General features: G+C 68.2%; 15 protein-coding genes and 2 pseudogenes. 10 read left to right on the top strand and 7 right to left on the bottom strand.

Annotated elements, in window-relative coordinates:
- Positions 1-2: 2 nt before the first annotated feature.
- The 3 genes from OXG55_10420 to OXG55_10410 form a co-directional block, all read right to left on the bottom strand.
- Complete coding sequence (locus tag OXG55_10420) at positions 3-896, bottom strand: ABC transporter permease (protein MCY4103655.1); 894 nt, start codon at positions 894-896, stop codon at positions 3-5.
- The gene (locus OXG55_10415; protein ID MCY4103654.1) at positions 893-1903 is read right to left on the bottom strand and encodes an ABC transporter permease; all 1011 of its coding nucleotides are present in this window, start codon (positions 1901-1903) and stop codon (positions 893-895) included. The genes OXG55_10420 and OXG55_10415 overlap by 4 nt, the downstream gene beginning before the upstream one ends.
- A 178-nt stretch (positions 1904-2081) precedes the next feature.
- Positions 2082-4106 carry an ABC transporter substrate-binding protein gene (locus tag OXG55_10410; GenBank protein ID MCY4103653.1) on the bottom strand — a complete coding sequence of 675 codons (2025 nt, stop codon included), beginning with the start codon at positions 4104-4106 and terminating at the stop codon, positions 2082-2084.
- A 237-nt stretch (positions 4107-4343) separates the two neighbouring features.
- Between OXG55_10410 and OXG55_10405 the strand changes: the two genes are divergently transcribed.
- The 8 genes and pseudogenes from OXG55_10405 (at position 4344) to OXG55_10370 (ending at position 10080) form a co-directional block, all read left to right on the top strand.
- Positions 4344-4919 carry a carboxymuconolactone decarboxylase family protein gene (locus OXG55_10405; GenBank protein MCY4103652.1) on the top strand — a complete coding sequence of 192 codons (576 nt, stop codon included), beginning with the start codon at positions 4344-4346 and terminating at the stop codon, positions 4917-4919.
- A gap of 91 nt (positions 4920-5010) precedes the next feature.
- Positions 5011-5697, top strand: coding sequence for a flavin reductase family protein (locus tag OXG55_10400; protein MCY4103651.1), 687 nt, complete (start codon positions 5011-5013; stop codon positions 5695-5697).
- Positions 5698-5825: 128 nt separating this feature from the next.
- The gene (locus OXG55_10395; protein MCY4103650.1) at positions 5826-6488 is read left to right on the top strand and encodes an FAD binding domain-containing protein; all 663 of its coding nucleotides are present in this window, start codon (positions 5826-5828) and stop codon (positions 6486-6488) included.
- Positions 6436-6696: a 2Fe-2S iron-sulfur cluster-binding protein gene (locus OXG55_10390; protein MCY4103649.1), complete on the top strand. Its 261-nt coding sequence runs from the start codon at positions 6436-6438 to the stop codon at positions 6694-6696. The genes OXG55_10395 and OXG55_10390 overlap by 53 nt, the downstream gene beginning before the upstream one ends.
- Positions 6693-6908: pseudogene (locus tag OXG55_10385) on the top strand (hypothetical protein). The gene OXG55_10390 and the pseudogene OXG55_10385 overlap by 4 nt, the downstream one beginning before the upstream one ends.
- A gap of 178 nt (positions 6909-7086) precedes the next feature.
- The gene (locus OXG55_10380) at positions 7087-7413 is read left to right on the top strand and encodes a molybdopterin-dependent oxidoreductase (GenBank protein ID MCY4103648.1); all 327 of its coding nucleotides are present in this window, start codon (positions 7087-7089) and stop codon (positions 7411-7413) included.
- Between the two features lie 102 nt (positions 7414-7515).
- Positions 7516-7794: a hypothetical protein gene (locus OXG55_10375; GenBank protein MCY4103647.1), complete on the top strand. Its 279-nt coding sequence runs from the start codon at positions 7516-7518 to the stop codon at positions 7792-7794.
- 312 nt (positions 7795-8106) lie between these two features.
- Complete coding sequence (locus tag OXG55_10370; protein ID MCY4103646.1) at positions 8107-10080, top strand: CapA family protein; 1974 nt, start codon at positions 8107-8109, stop codon at positions 10078-10080.
- Positions 10081-10119: 39 nt separating this feature from the next.
- Here OXG55_10370 and OXG55_10365 read toward each other — a convergent pair whose 3' ends face one another.
- The 3 genes and pseudogenes from OXG55_10365 to OXG55_10355 form a co-directional block, all read right to left on the bottom strand.
- Entirely contained in the window at positions 10120-10287 is a 168-nt protein-coding gene (locus OXG55_10365; protein ID MCY4103645.1) for a hypothetical protein, read from the bottom strand.
- 103 nt (positions 10288-10390) lie between these two features.
- Positions 10391-11602 carry a DUF4325 domain-containing protein gene (locus OXG55_10360; protein ID MCY4103644.1) on the bottom strand — a complete coding sequence of 404 codons (1212 nt, stop codon included), beginning with the start codon at positions 11600-11602 and terminating at the stop codon, positions 10391-10393.
- 78 nt (positions 11603-11680) lie between these two features.
- Positions 11681-12013 (bottom strand): annotated as a pseudogene (locus OXG55_10355) (DUF4143 domain-containing protein).
- Positions 12014-12057: 44 nt separating this feature from the next.
- On the opposite strand from OXG55_10355, the gene OXG55_10350 reads away from it, so the two are divergent.
- The gene (locus OXG55_10350) at positions 12058-12660 is read left to right on the top strand and encodes a hypothetical protein (protein ID MCY4103643.1); all 603 of its coding nucleotides are present in this window, start codon (positions 12058-12060) and stop codon (positions 12658-12660) included.
- Positions 12647-13336, top strand: a complete 690-nt coding sequence (locus OXG55_10345; GenBank protein MCY4103642.1) for a nucleotidyl transferase AbiEii/AbiGii toxin family protein — start codon at positions 12647-12649, stop codon at positions 13334-13336. Before OXG55_10350 ends, OXG55_10345 begins: the two co-directional genes overlap by 14 nt.
- A 401-nt stretch (positions 13337-13737) precedes the next feature.
- On the opposite strand, the gene OXG55_10340 is transcribed toward OXG55_10345, so the two are convergent.
- Positions 13738-14952 carry a CAP domain-containing protein gene (locus OXG55_10340; protein MCY4103641.1) on the bottom strand — a complete coding sequence of 405 codons (1215 nt, stop codon included), beginning with the start codon at positions 14950-14952 and terminating at the stop codon, positions 13738-13740.
- Between the last annotated feature and the right edge of the window lie 618 nt (positions 14953-15570).

Here is a 15570-nt window from a genome sequence, read left to right as displayed (position 1 = left end):
CCTCATCCGACGAGGTTCTCCGAGGCGCGCCGGCCAATCCCCTGGGCGATCAGCGAGACGCCGAGGGCGGTGATCGAGAGCATGATTCCCGGGAACAGCACCGGCCACCAGGCGCGGAAGATGTGCAGGCGCGCGTCGTTCAGCATGGCACCCCATTCAGGGGTCGGCGGCTGGACGCCGGCTCCCAGGAACGACAGACCCGCAACCGCCAGGATCACGACCACGAAGTCGCTGACGGCGTAGGCGAGCGTGAGTGGGAACACGTTGGGCGCCACGTGACGGCCCAGGATGCGGGCGCGGCTGTACCCCAGGCAGCGGCCGGCCTCCAGGTAGTCCATGTCGCGGATGATCAGAGCCCGGGCGCGCGCCACCTTGGCGTAGCGTGCCCACGCCGTGATGAACAGACCCAGCAGGATGCCCCTGGTACCCCGCCCGAACGCCGCCACGAGCGCGATCACGATGATCAGCGTGGGGAACGAGTTGATGACCTCGATGGCCAGGTCCCCGGCGTTCTGCACCAGCCTGCTGCGGGTGATGCCGATGATCGAGCCCACGATCGTGCCGACCAGCAGCGGCACCGAGACCGCCGCCGCGGCCAGGATGATGTCGATGCGCGCCGCCTCGAAGGTGCGTGCGAACACGTCCCGCCCCAGATGATCGGTCCCGAACCAGTACTCGGCGCTGGGGGGCAGGTTTGCGTCGGGGCCGCCCCGGCGCGTGTCGTAAGGGCTGAATGCCGGGACGACGATCGACAGGATGATCATCAGGAGCATGATGGCGATGCCGAACTTCATGCTCGGCGGCATGGCTCGCCAGCCTGCGACGAGTCGCCCGCGCAGGCCGCTCGCTGCCGCCGATCCGGCGGACCGCGTCCCGGCGTCACCCAGCGAGGTCACGACAGCGTCCGGGCGCGAGGATCGATCAGCGCGGACACCGTGTCGCTCAAGAAGTGCACGACGACCACGATGAAGCCGAACGTGAACAGCGTGCCCTGTACCACGGGATAGTCACGCGCCAGCACCGCCCGCACCAGGTAGGTGCCGATGCCCTCGAGGTTGAAGACCGTCTCCACGACCACGGCTGCGGCCAGGTTGGCGCCCACGATGTATCCCATGAGGCCGATCACCGGCGCGATGGAGGGCCGCAGCAGGTAGCGCCAGATGAACTGCGGCTTGGCGAGCCCCCAGACCAGCCCCGTCTCCACGAACTCCTCGGAGTTGGTCTCGCGGATGGATTCCTGCAGGACGATGGCGAAGATCATGCCGACGGGGATGCCGATGGCGATGGCCGGCAGCAGCAGGTACTCCAGGTTCTGCGGGAACGTGTCGACGTAGCCGGCGACAGGTAACCACTGGAGCCTCACGCCGAAAACCAGGAGCAGCAACACCCCGGTCACGAAGGGCGGCGTGGCGATCAGCGCCGCCGAACCGAGACCGAAACCCTGTTTGTACCAGTTCGAGCGCGTCAGGCCTCCGATCACGCCCAGCGGTATCGCCAGGATCAGCGCGAACACCATGCCCAACCCGACGAGCCAGAGGCTGATCGGCAACCGATCGCCGATGGTGTCCAGCACCGGTCTCGTGGACTGGAGCGACTGCCCCAGGTCGCCCCTGACGACGTCGCCCATCCAACTGCCGTACTGCTCGACGACCGACCCGTCGAGATGGAGCCGCTCCCGCAGCACCTCGACGCGGTCCGGCGTGGCCTCCTCCCCGAGAAGCGTCGCAACCGGGTCACCCGGGACGATACGCACGATGGCGAAAGCCAGCAGGGAGACTCCCCACGCCACGAGGATCGCCCGCACCAGCCGACGCCCGATGAGCGCCAGCACGCGGTCGCGCTTTGAGGGCTCCGCGGCGACGACATCGGTCGCCGGCGTGGAACCCGTCACTTCGTTCGTCACGAGCCTCTCAAAGCGTTCGGGAGGTTCTCAACTGCCGAGGTTCGGCGAGCGAATGCGGCATCGGCCACCGCGACTGCCGGCAAGGGACCGGCGGGTGGTCCGACCGAGCCGCTCGGCTCGGTCGGACCACCCCGGGACTCCGGTACGGGCGCTTCAGCGGCCCGTTGATGTCAGTTGACTACCCGCTCTCGGTCGCCACCCAGAAGTTCTGGGAAGCCGGGATCATCGCCAGGATGTCCGTCGACAGGCGGCTGCCGACGAGGACGGCGCGCTCACCCATGGGGCAGTAGTTGGCGCCGATGTCGAGCGCCAGACGCTGCACCTCGGTCTGCAGGCGCTGCGAGGCGTCCATGTCGCCCCTGGGCATGGCCTCCGCCAACTGATCGAACGCGGTCGTCACCGAATCATCGGCGAATGCGACGGAGTTGGACCAGAAGTTGTCCGGGTAGAACAGGGTCCGCAGGGTCGAGAAGTTGGGACCACCGCTCCCGATCCACATGGCGTCGTAGGCCCGGTTGATGATGTTGTCGATGATGATGGCGTCCTCCAGGGGCTGCACTTCGGCGGTGACGCCGATGTCGGCCCAGTTCTCGGCCAGGATCGTCGCGGCGTCGGTCCAGCCTGGACGAGCGCCCATCGTCTGCAACGGCGTCGAGAAGCCGTCCGCATAGCCGGCCTCGGCGAGGAGCGCCTGGGCGCCCGCCACGTCGCGGGCCAGCGGGACGATGTCCTCGTACTCCCACTCGCTCCGGTATCTCGACAGGATCGAGCCGCCCGGCTCGGCGGTCCCGAGGAACGCCCTCTCGTTGATGGCGTCGCGGTCCATCGCCAGGCACAGGGCCTTGCGTACCCGCACGTCACCCAGGGGTCCCTCGACGTCGCTTCGGATCACGAACCAGAACGTGCCGCCGATGGGGTGGACGATCTGGATGACGTCGTCCGGCAGGTCGGCGCGGACCGACGCCGGGATGTCGAAGCCCATGGCCGCGGCCCCGGTGGTCACCTGCAGCAGCCGCGAGATCGGGTCGGTCGCCGACGCCAGCGTCAGCTTCTTGATGACCGCCTCGCCGGCCCAGTAGTTGGGGTTGGCCTCGAGCACCATCGTCGGCGAGCCGGGCACCCAGTCCGAGACCACGTATTGCGTGGCGCTGACCGGCTCGGCGAAGTACCCCTCCGGATCGGCGAGCACCTGCTCGTGCGGGTGCAGGGGCATGTTCTCGCTGCAGACGATCTGGTTGTTGAGGCAGCTGAACGGCTCGTTCAGGGTGTAGACGATCGTGTGATCGTCGACGGCCTCGGCGGACTCGAACGACGCCATCTGGGCACCGAACGGTCCCTCGTCCCGGGCGCGCTGCAATGTCACGACGGCGTCCTGGGCCACGACCGGCGTGCCGTCGGAGTAGACGAGCCCCTCGCGCAGCGTCACGGTCATCGTCAGGCCGTCCTCGGAGAACTCCGGGAAGTCCGTCGCCAGGTCCGGGACGTAGTCACCCTGCGGGTCATAGCGATACAGGTAGCCACCGAAGGCCAGCAGGCCGGCGGCATGCGCGGGCGCCACGTAGGGAGCCCTGGCGTAGTCCGCCTGCGCCACGAGGCTGGGCGTGCTGATGATCACGTTGTCGAGGTCGATGCCCGCAGCAGCCGCGGCCTCCTCGGCGGCGGCCAGCGCCGCAGCCGCTTCGGCCTGCGCCGCTTCGGTCTCGGCCCGCGCCGCTTGGACCTGGGCCTGCGCCTCTTCCGCAGCCTGCTGGGCCGCATCGGCTGTGGCCTGCGCCTGGGCCAGCGCGGCTTCCGCTTCAGCGACGGCTGCCTCGTCCTCGGCAGCCCGGGCTGCCGCCAGTTCAGCCTCGGCTATCGCCTCCGCCGCTTCAGCCTCCGCGGCCGCGGCGGCCGCTTCGGCGGCTTCAGCCGCTGCCGCCGCCTGTGCCTCGGCCTCGGCGAGCGCGGCTTCGGCCTCGGCGACCGCGGCCTCGTCCTCCGCGGCCTGCGCCGCCGCCAGCTCGGCCTCCGCCCTGGCCTGCTCGGCCTCGGCCTCCGCGGCCTGCGCCGCCGCCTCAGCCGCATCGGCGGCCGCCTGGGCTGCCGCAGCCTCGGCGCGCGCCGCGTCCGTCTCGCCCGTGTCCTCGGCGGCGCACGCCGCGAGGATCAAGGAGAGGACGACCCCGATCGCCAAGAGTCGTGTCCAATGCTTTGTTCCCGTCATCTCTGTCCCCCTTGGATCGTGCGATGACCTGTCAACAACGCTCACAAGCGAACGAGAGCAGGACCCTCCGAGCCGACTTTGGGTGCGGCGCGCGGGGGCCGGCCTCCGTTCTGTGACGGAGGCACACTAGTTCTTCCACGGCGGCACCGCCCGCGGGCACCGGACCGCCGACCCGAGGACGGCACGCGCGCCGCGCCGCCTGTCGATCGGGCGGGCGGGTTGCGCGAACATGGCGGCATGTGGATCCGCACCGTGCCCTACGAGGAGGCCGGCGACGAGCTGCGCCGCCACTACGACCGCCAGCGCGAGTCGCTCGGCGAGGTCACCGAGATGACCCTGGCGGGGTCGCTGTACCCGCGGCTGGTGGCCGCCCGCCTGGAGCTCTACGCCGCGACCGAGCGCTGCCCGTCGGCGCTGACCTCGCGGCAGCGCAACCTCATCGGATTCGTGACCTCTGCAGTGAACGGCACGGTCCACTGCATGAGCCAGGTCACCGTCAAGCTGCGCGGCGACGGCTTCAGCGACGAGGAGATCACCCTGCTGGCCACCGATCCTGCCGCAGCCGCCGGCGCCCTGCCCGCACCCGAGGCTGCCCTGGTGCGCTACACGATCGACCTGACGACCCGTCCCGGTGAGATCAGCGAGGCCGACCTGGCGACGCTGCGTGAGGCCGGTTTCGATGACCTTGCGATCCTGGACGCCAACGCCCACTGCGCCCATCTCAACTATGTCAACCGGGTGGTGACGGGGCTCGGCATCCACACTGTCGTGGACCCCGACTTCCCCGCCTACGACGCCATCCCCACCGACTGAACCGCCGGCGGCACACCACCCGCCGGTGGCTTTCGCCGTACCGTTGTCGGGCGGAATGACCTTGTTCCGCCCACGACAATCCGGAGATCCGATGAATCCCGATCGCGCGATCACCTTCGATCCGGCCGAGAACAGCCCGATGGATTGCCAGTTCCTGCTGTCACAACTGGTGGTGCCCCGCCCCATCGCCATGGTGTCCACTCGCAGCCCGGAGGGCATCGCCAACATCGCCCCGATGAGCTACTACCTGCCCATCACCGGCGACCCGATGCTGATCGGCATCACGATGGGACTGCGCGAGGACGGAGGGCTGAAGCACACCTACCAGAACGCCATGGCCTCGGGGGATTTCGTGGTGAACGTCACCACCGAGGTCTTCGGTGATCAGATCGAGGTGGTCGCCATCGAGGGGCCGGCGGACTCCGACGAGTTCGAGTTGACGGGCTGGACTCCGGTGCCGGCAACGAAGGTCACCTCGCCGGCCATCGGTGAGGCGCTGGCCCGCCTGGAGTGCGAGGTGCGGCAGGTCGTCGATCTGGGCACGCCGGGCCTGCCGTTCGGCGAGGTGCATCTGGTCGTGGCCGAGGTGGTGTGGGTCACCTACGACGAGGCGATCTGCAACGAGCGGGGCCGCATCGACCCGCTGCGGCTCGGCGCCATCGGGCGCCTGGGCCTGCGGTCTTTTCTGCGCACCGTCGAGGAGGGCGCCTACTTCCTGCCCCGCATCCCGTGGGCCGAGTTCGTGGCCGCCCGCGGCCAGGACACCAACAGGACCTGACCGGAGCCACCGGGTGATGCCGCCAAGCGCCCCCATGTCATTCCGGCGAAGGCCGGAATCCACTGCCCGGCGGCCCCGCCAGTGCTTCCGGCGGACTGCCCGGCACACGTCTAGGCGGGACAGGGCCGTTGCCGCCCGCCGCGCTCACCCTTGAGAGACCTCGTTCGGTCAACGATGCCCTCGCCCTGCTGTCCGCGTCGAACGATCCCCGGATCCTGGCGGGCGGCCAGTCCCTCGTCCCGCTCCTGACGCTGGGTTTCGCCGCCCCCGAGATCGTCATCAGCCTCGACCGTTGCGGGGACCTCGACGGCATCACCGCCGGGAGGGAGACGCTGCGTCTCGGGGCGATGGTCACGACGCGGCTAGTGGAGACCGACCCCGCCGTGGCGGCCGGGGCACCGCTGCTCGCCGAGGCGGCCAGCAACGTGGGATCGCCCCATGTGCGGAACTTCGGCACCCTTGTGGGGAACCTCTGCCACGCCGACCCCGGCAGCGACCTCATCCCGGCCGCGCTCTGCCTGGGCGCCGAGGTGGAGGTGCTGTCGGCCCGCGGATCGCGGCTGCTGGACGTCGACGAACTGGTGGCGGCGCCGTTCATGACCTCGCTGGCTGGCGACGAGTTGGCCGTGTCAGCCCTCGTTCCGCACGAAGTTCGGCTGCGGGATCGGCTACTGCGGGGCGTGCACGGTGCTGGTGGACGGGGACGCGGCCCATTCGTGCTGCCTGCTGGCGGCCACGATGGAGGGCCGCGAGATCACGACGATCGAGGGCATCGGGGACGGGGCACCTGATGCGGTGCAGGAGGCGTTCCTCGACGCCGGCGCGGTTCAGTGCGGCTACTGCACGCCGGGGCTCGTTCTCTCGGTGAGGGCGCTGCTGGCGGAGAACCCGGCTCCCGGCGAGGCCGAGGTGCGCCGTTTCCTCACCGGGAACATCTGCCGCTGCAGCGGCTTCGCCGCAATCGTCCGGGCCGCCGTGGCCGCCGGCGGTGAACGATGACGCCGCAGCCGGTCATCGGGCGTTCTGTGCCGCGGGTTGACGGCTGGGGAAAGGTCTCGGGCTCCGCCGAGTACCTGGCGGACATGGCGCTGCCGGGCATGGTCCACGCGGCCGTCGTGCGCTCGCCACACCCGCGCGCCCACGTCGCCGGGCTGGACACGAGTGCCGCGCTGGCGATACCGGGTGTTCTCGCGGTCCTGACGCCTGGCGACGTGGCGCACCTTCCACCGGTTCGCATCTTCGCCGACTCCCCGCCCGTCCAGCGCATCCTCACCGGCACGGCGCAGATCCACTTCGCCATGGAGTCCCAGCTCGACGACATCGCCCGATCGCTGGACATCGACCCGGTGGAGTTGCGGCGCCGCAACGTGGCTCGGGTGCCGCGGCCAGGTGGAAGGGTGCCTGCACCACGGCATCGGCTACGCCCTCCTCGAGGAGCTGCGCCACGACGAGGGCGCCCCGCTGAACCCCAACTTCATGGGCTACAAGGTCCTGATGGCCGACGACATGCCCGACATCGAGGTGGTCCTCGTCGAGGACCCCGACCCCGACGGCGGCCCCCACGGCGCCAAAGGCGTGGGCACGCCGGTCATCCCCGCCATCGCGCCCGCCGTCGCCAACGCCGTCCGCGACGCCGTCGGCGCCCGCCTCCGTGAGCTCCCGATGACCCCGCCCCGCGTCCTCGCCGCCCTCCTGACAGCCGAGCGCTTCAAGTAGTGAAAATCCATGATATTATTGTAAATTGTATATACATTGCTGGACTTCCCTATAGTAGCAGTTCGCCCAACCATCGGATACTGCTACTGTCAGGGGGCTTACATGAACACAGCCGTCATCGCATCCATCATCAGCGTCGTCGGCGCCGGATTCATCGGCGTACTGATCGTCTTCCTCCAGGCGATCCGCGCTGACATCTCGGGCCTGCGCAAGGACATGACCTCGGGATTCGAGAGCGCTCGCAAGGAGATGAGCGGGGCGAAGGAGTCGCTGGCGCGCATCGAGTCGACGCAGGAGGCGCACGGCAGGCAGCTGGCGCGCATTGCCGATCACGGTGCGCGGATCGCCGCAATCGAGGCCACCCTCTCCGCAGCCTCCTGACGTGCAGTGTCGCGCCAAGCGGTGAATCGTGAGGCAGCGGTCAGGCCCCGTCGGCGGGTAGCCTCGGCCTCTGCCGGTGCCGCGGAACCGGCCGGCTCGTCGACGACGAGAGCCATCTGGCCCCCCTGCTCGTCCGGGTAGTGCGACTGTGGGCAGGCACGCGCCGAGCCGAAGAGTCGGCGCGCATCTCAATCTCCCCCCCCCCCCCGGCGGATCGCTCCAAGCCGCCTCCGGTGCGCACTGGTCGCTGCCGTCGTCGCGTCGTGCGTCCTCAGCACCGCGGCCGCGGCGGACGACGACGAGAGCCTGCAGGTGCGCATCGCGGCGCGCGTGCTCGACGCCGGGAGCGTGGAGTTCGCGCTCCAGCAGCGGCGCGAGGGGACCTGGGGAATCCGCCACCTGCCGGCTAGACGCTTCATCCCCGCCGACGCCACGCCCGGACGCTGGCTCACCAGCTCGCCCCTGCCGATCGCCGGCCTGCAGGTACGCATCGCCGTGCGCAAGCTCGAGGGCGGGAGCATCGAACTCGCGCTCCAGCAGCGGCGCGAGGGGACCTGGGGAACCCGCCAACTGCCCACGAGACGGCTCATCCCCGCCGACGCTGTGCCGGGACGCTGGCTCACCAGCTCGCCCCTGACGCCCGCCGGACCGAGCGCCGTCCCGGCACCGCCGGAGTGGACGTTGCTTGCGGGCGGGGACGTGCAGATGGACCGCACCGAGCCGGCCGGGATCGACCCGTTCGAGGGCATCGAACCGCCCCTGGCCTCCGGCGACCTCGCCGTCGTGAACGTGGAGATGGCCATCAGCGACCGCGGCGCGCCGGTCGGCAAGAAGTTCACGTTCCGCGCCCCGTCGTCGGCGGCCAAGCGGATCGGCGACGCCGGGATCGACGTCGCCAACCTGGCGAACAACCACGCCAAGGACTACGGCCCGGTGGCGCTGACCGACACGATCGCCTCGTTGGAGGCCGCCGGCGTGGTCGCCTTGGGGGCGGGCGCCAACGACACCGAGGCGTTCCGGCACCGACTCCTGGAGGTCCACGGGGCCGTGACGGTGGCATTCGTCGGCGTGTCGAGGATCGTGCCCCGGAGTTTCCCCGCCGGCGCGGACTCGCCCGGCATCGCCACCGACACCGAACCCGAACGCGTCCTGGAGAGCGTACGAACCGCCGCCGGCGAGGCGGACGTCGTAATCGCCAACGTCCATTGGGGCATCGAAGTGGCCACCTGCCCGAGCGCCGAGCAGAGGGCGTTCGCACAGGAACTGTTCGACGCGGGCGCCGACGCCGTCATCGGCCACCATCCGCACGTCCTGCAGGCCATCGAGTTCGACGACGGAAAGTTGGCGGCCTACTCGCTGGGCAACTTCGTGTGGCACCCGAGAATGGGCATAACGGGCGAGACGGGCGTCCTGCAGATCGACTTCGCCGGCGACCGGATCGTCGGATGGGAGTTCCATCCGCACCTGCTCGACGAGAACGGCGCACCGCGACCGGCCGGCGCGGGCTGGCGACTCGACCGGCTCAATGACCTCATCGAGGGCGACTGCGAGCGGTACGAGGGAACGTCGCCCTACGACCTCAGGCCTCCACGGGGCACATCAGTTCGGGGGGACACATCGACATCCGCCGCGCAACAGGACGCGGGGATGCGGCGATTCTCGGCTCAACAGTTCAAGGAACTGCTCGATTCGGTGAGGCTGCCCAACCTGGTGGACATTGCCGGCGCACCCACCATCACCGGCGACGTGCAGACCGACGAGCGCATCGGCGAGGTCGCCGAGGGTCGGGGATACCGGCTGCAGCCTGCGGTCGCCTCCCTGGACGAGTTGGTGAGCGTCGAGCAGAAGCTGCTGCAACCCGAGGCGGCACGCGCCTACGGGTCTCTCAGCGCGGCGGCCCGGCACGCAGGCCATCAACTCATCCTGAGGTCGGCCTACCGTGGATTCGACGTCCAGAGGTTCCTGCTGTTCCGCCACCTGAAGGAGCCCTTCACGAGCGAGAGGATCCGGCGAGCACTCCGAGTGGTTGCGCCACCCGGTTACTCGCGTCACCAGACCGGGTACGCGGTGGATCTGGAAACACCCGGGTACGGGATCAACGACTTCAAGCACTCCGACGCGTACGCCTGGTTGGCCGCCGACAACTTCCTCGAGGCCAAGAGGCACGGCTTCATACCGAGCTACCCCGCCGGAATCGAGAACCAGGGACCCGATCCCGAACCCTGGGAGTTCTTCTACGTCGGCGTCGACAACCTCGCGGCGTCGCCTCCTCCATCCGACTCCTGACCGATCGGGGCTGCGAGGACCAGACGACGCCTTCTTCGTTCAGTCGAAGAGTGCGTCCTCCCCGAACCGAATCCAAGTATCGAACACGGCGAACGGCGCTTGCAGGACGCCGTTGGGGTCATTCACCTTGAAGGCGATCTGCTCGGCGTCGAAGACACTGATCACCGCCATAGCGCCGGTGGTCGCCAGCGCGGTCCGCGACGCCATCGGCGCCCGCCTCCCCGAGCTGCCGATGGCCCCACCCCGAGTCCTTGCGGTCCTGCTGGACACCGGCTGACGGCACGTGCCCCGGTCGGACACCGGCTGCTCGTCAGCCGGGCTGACTTCGCTGCTTGATCACATTGTCCAGCGTCTGGCTGATCAACCGATTCGTGTTGGCGATACGCACGCGAGCGAAGAACGAGAAGTGGCCCATATCGACGACGAGCTTGGCGATGAACTCATCGGCAAAGGAAGCCGACACAAGGGCGACACCGGCAAAATCGACGCGCACCCTGGACTCCTGGAATTGCCGCATGAGATTCTGCAACTTCGTGCGGAGCTGCCAGCCCGTCTGCCGATTGCCGAAGCCGGTTGCCTCCTCGGCAACGCGGAAGACAATCTCATCGCTCTCATCCAGGTGGGACATCTCGAACTCGGAGGTAGGAGGCGTTCCCCACAGCGCCTGCGAGATGTCAATTCCGACACTCGTGGGTAGGACCAGGCTGACACTTGTGCCCGGCACTTGACCGGACACATGGGTCGACGTGTCCCCGTTCACGATACGAAGCTCGGCGTTACCCGACATGATGGTCAGTTCACCGCCAGCGGCCGAGACGATTCGGACCGACCCCGCGAGCCCGTTGCCCTGCCCCGCATTCAGATCGCGTGTGACTCCCGCCTGGATGGCCATCGCCAAGGCGTGTTCGTCGTCCCGGACGGAATGCGACTGCGACAACGATGCTCGTACCCCTCGCCCGTAGTCGGAGACCACAAGAGCGACGTTCTCCCGCTCAGGGTGGCACACAACCTGCATGAAGCCTTCAACACTCGCCCCTGGTTCACCGGCATGGATCAGAACGTTGTCGGCAAGCTCGTTGAGCGTCCACGCCACCGAGTCCAAGACGCCTGGCGAACAGTCCATGTGTCGCGACAGCACTTCGATCGCCGCGTTCACGGAATCGCTGAGTTCGGCGACATCCGAATACGCCTGAACCGGTACGTAGGACCTGCGAGAGTCAATAGGCGGCGCTGATCGCCCCTCGAGAAGCTGCTTCCATCCGGCGAGTTCCCAGTAGGAATCATTGAACGGATAACGGATGTCGACCTCGGTCCCATTGGCTTCCAGATGCCGAACCAAGGAGATCAGCGGGACGACTGCTGTTGCGTACGCGTGCGAAACGTCGCCGAGATCGATCGACAACGTTGAAGGAGGTGGTCGTCCGTACAGTCCCTTGGTGATTCGCGTGAACGAATTGCGGGTGAACTGTCCCGCGAACGGGAAGGCAAGCTCGTCGTCGTACATGCCGGGGACCGCCTCCATGTACCTGATTCGTGCCGCGGGAGGGCTGTCGCGGCAGCCAGCCGGAGTATACGGCTGCGCCCGCGACGCCCCCGGAGTTCAGACCGTCCAGAGGGAGTCGATGGGGTGCAGGTGGAGGCGGTCGTCCAGTTTGCCGGACTGGCCGCCGGTGTGGAGCAGCAGGCCGGCCCGGAAGGCGCCAGGCGCGACGTCGTCGAGGCGGTCGCGCAGCCAGGCGAGCGGTCGGAGTTGGCGGGGATCGGGGGACTGGGTCGCCTTCACCTCGACGGCGACCACGGCGCCGCCGGAGTCCTCCAGAACGAGGTCGACCTCGCGGCCCTGATTGTCCCGGTAGTGCCAGAGCGCGCAGTCCCGCGCCGAGGCGGAGAGTTGGCGGGCGATCTCGTTCACCGTGAAGGTCTCCAGCAGCGGCCCGGCCGCCGGCGGGCCGGGCGGCGGGTGTTAGCGTCTTGTCGATGGTCACGGGACTCACGGCCACCGGAGCGATCGCCCCGCTCGCTACTCCCCACGAGGATGCCCCCGTGCTGTCGGATGCGCAGCAACGTGTCCTGGCCGCTCTGTCGCGGCGACCGCTGGGGCTGTATCCGGTGGAGTCCGTCGCGTTGGCCGCCGGCGTGACGCCCGCGGAGGCCGCCATGGCACTCGAGCACCTGCTCGATGAGGGCCTCGTGACGTGCGAGGAGGAGACCGTGCCGTCGAGGCCGGTCCGGCGGGAGTTCGTCTGGAAGCTCGCCGTCGCGGCCTGGTCCCGCGTGCCGGACGTACTGCGCAGGACGCAGTTGCCCGCGGTCCCGGCGGGGCCGATGCCCGAACGGCTCCCGGCGAGGTTCCGCCACCTCTTCTGGTGGGGTGACACCTCCCTCTACCGGCTGCCGCGCGACGCCGCCCTCGTCGCCGAGCAGATCCTCACGAGCGGCGACGTGACGTCCTGGGGATGGGCGTTGCGGACCCTGCCGAGCGCGGCGCTGCGACGCGTCGCGGAGACGCCGCACGTCCCCGAGGACAGGCGCCTGCTCATCCGCGACACGCTGGCGAGCCGGAACGGTGGCACTGGCTGATTACGCCGACGTACTTCCGGCGGGCACGATCGACGCTTGGCCGAAGATCGCCGGAGTCCTGCCCGCAGGCAGCATCCTCATGGGAGGGACGGGACTCGCCGTCTGGCTCCGCCACCGCCTGAGCGAGGATCTCGACTTCTTCGTGCCCGTGCGGCTCGAGGCCCGCAGCATCACGACGGCTCTATCGGATCTCGGGGCGTTTCACTGTGACGCCGCGTCGGATCGGATGATCCGCGGAACGTTCGAGGATGTGAAGGTCGACATCGTCAGCGACGCCGACGAGTTCCGGCTCGGGCCGGCGATGAGCGTGGGCTCACTGCTCGTCGGTTCGCTGCAGGACGTCACCGCCGCCAAGTACCGGGCCATCATCGACCGCAAGCAACTCCGCGACTTCGTCGACGTGATGCGCATCGAGACGCACGGCGGAATCACCATCGAGCAGGGGATCCTCCTGTATCTGCGCAGGCACGCGATCGACTTCGACCTCGAGGCCGTGCGCGGGTTCCTGCGCCACTTGACGGATTTCCGCTACCTGCACGACGATCCGGCCATGACCGCCGCCTTCGGTCCCGCAATCCGGGACACGGTCACGTCGTTCTTCCGCAACCGCCACGCCGACATCGTCGCCGCCTTCAGCCAGCTGCTGGCCGACGACGATCCTTCGCCGGCCACCTGAGCACCGGGCGACGGGGCCAACGCACCCGATCGATGATCCAAAGAGCGTCAGAGCGTTAGCGGATAGGTGATTGCCGCCGACCGACAATCCCGATCCGAGTGTCCTCCAACCCTCCTACCAGCGCCGAAAGATGTACCGGTAGAACAGCAAATCCCCTGGTCACTACCTATCCGCTAATACACTTAACAGATAGGCGGCCATTACCGACCGAGAATTCCAATCCGCGAGTGTCATTCCGGCGAAGGCCGGAATCCAGGCTCCGGCGGCGCGATTCGCACCACTGTGCCAGGACAGCAACTCCCCTGTTCAGAGCCTATCTGCGCATCCTCTAGACATGATCGCCGCCCGCCGGGAGATTGCCACCGCGGGGCACGGTTGATCGCGCCCGGCACGAGACTCCGCTACGACGCGTCCGCGTACTGGGCGAAGTTCTGTGTCACCCAAAGGACGCCGTCGTCGAGGGCGATGCCGACTCCGAGATGGGTGAAGTCGGGGTTGGTCATGTTGGCGTAGTGCAACGGGCTGCCCACCAGACCGTCGAAAGACCTCCGGACCGCGGCACGAAGCGAGAGCGGCGCGGACACTTGCGAGGCGTTCTCCGCCCCCGCCAGCGAACCGGCCGGGTACTGTCGCCAGTAATTCGGGTTGTGGTAGAGGCGCTCCTCGGCACCCATCGTCTCGGACCAGCGGCGGGCCACCGCCGCGATGTCGGCGTCGTAGGTGAGCGTCGGCAGCCCCAAGCCTGCGCGCAGTTCGTTCACGAGGCCGGCCATCTCCGCCTCCGCGGCGGCGATCACGGCCTCGGCAGGTGCGCGGCCGGCGACGACGACGGTGGCGTACGTCCGCCCGTGTGCGGTGGCGACACCCAGGCCGAGGTGCGTGCACAGATCGCACGCCACCGCGGCGCGCCCGTGCTCCGGCACGTCGAGCAGGGAGTCGCCAAGTGACCGGACGGTGCCCTGGTCGCCGGGATCCCGGCTCGTCCACCTCGCGGTCACGAAGCGCCACACGTCCCACTCGGCCCGCAGGTGCGGCGCGAAGTCGAAGTCGGTCTGCCAATCCGAGGCGTCGGCCATGGCCTGCGCCAGCACCTGCGCCGCGGCCCCAACAGCCGCGGCCCCACCAGTGTCACCGAGCACCAGCGGCGCCAACCCTCCTCGCAACTCGTTCACCCCGTCCAGCACAAGCGGCCGCAACCGCTTGCCAAGGCTCGCCTGCGGCTGGGACGTGCTCGGCGACGTGGTCGTCACAATCGTCGCGGATGTGCCATCCTCGGCCGTCGAGCCGAGCCCCGGGGGCACGCTCGTGGAGGACTCGCCCGCGAGGGCGAGAGGCGTGCTCACCAGCCACCGTCCGACCGAGACCGACGCCGGAAAGAACCGCTGCCGCGGCAACAACCGCTCCCCCCAACCGCCACCGACCTCCCTCTGCTGAAGCGCGAACTCCACCCGGGCCGAGGCAACTTTCCGCGCCACGATCCGCACGTCAAGCGTCTCACCGCCTACCTGCTGCGCCCCCACCGTCACGGAGATCGCCGAGACCGCCACGACCACTCCCAAGAGGCTCGCAACCCTTCTCCAATTCGACCACAACCACGCGATCGACTCCGTGCTCACCTCTCGCTCACCATCCGCGGCGCATATCGCGACTCAGGGAGCAGCAGCCCGACTCAAATGCGAGTCACTCACAAAGCAATCCATCGGATTCCTCCGCTACGCCCTAGTCACGGCATCGCGTCTAACTGCACCTATGAGACATGATCCGGATCAAGGTAGTCCAAGTACCCACTTCTGACGAATGCCTGCGTGAGTCCAATAGTCTGCCCAGCATCATACCATCGCACCCCGTTAGATCTAGTGCAAGCACTATTGTACCTATCAAAATTCTTGCGATGATCACCAGAGAGCTGCTCGCTGATCTCCAAAGCGACTTGCCCCCAGAAGGTCCTCCACGAATCAATCACCGCATAGATACTGTATGGAGATCGATCATTGTCATAAATCCATCGGCCCACATCCAACAGTCTTCCCAAGCTCTTTACGAAATCCACAACTTTGCCTGTGATTGTGATTCCCCTAGTGAATTGTACTGCCGTACCCCCTGCAACTAGCGTACTAGCGACACCTGCAGTGGCGAGACTAAGTGCTGCGGACCCCGCTAGGAGACTGCTGATTTATTCGGCCTGAAAGGCTCGCGTTTCGGTGCGGGGTGTGGGATCCTGGGGGCATGCAGGG

It is taken from the genome of bacterium, from assembly GCA_026708055.1.
Lineage (GTDB): Bacteria > Actinomycetota > Acidimicrobiia > Acidimicrobiales > CATQHL01 > VXNF01.
Note: the sequence above shows the minus strand (reverse complement) of the source record. Positions and strands in the feature narration are given on the sequence as shown.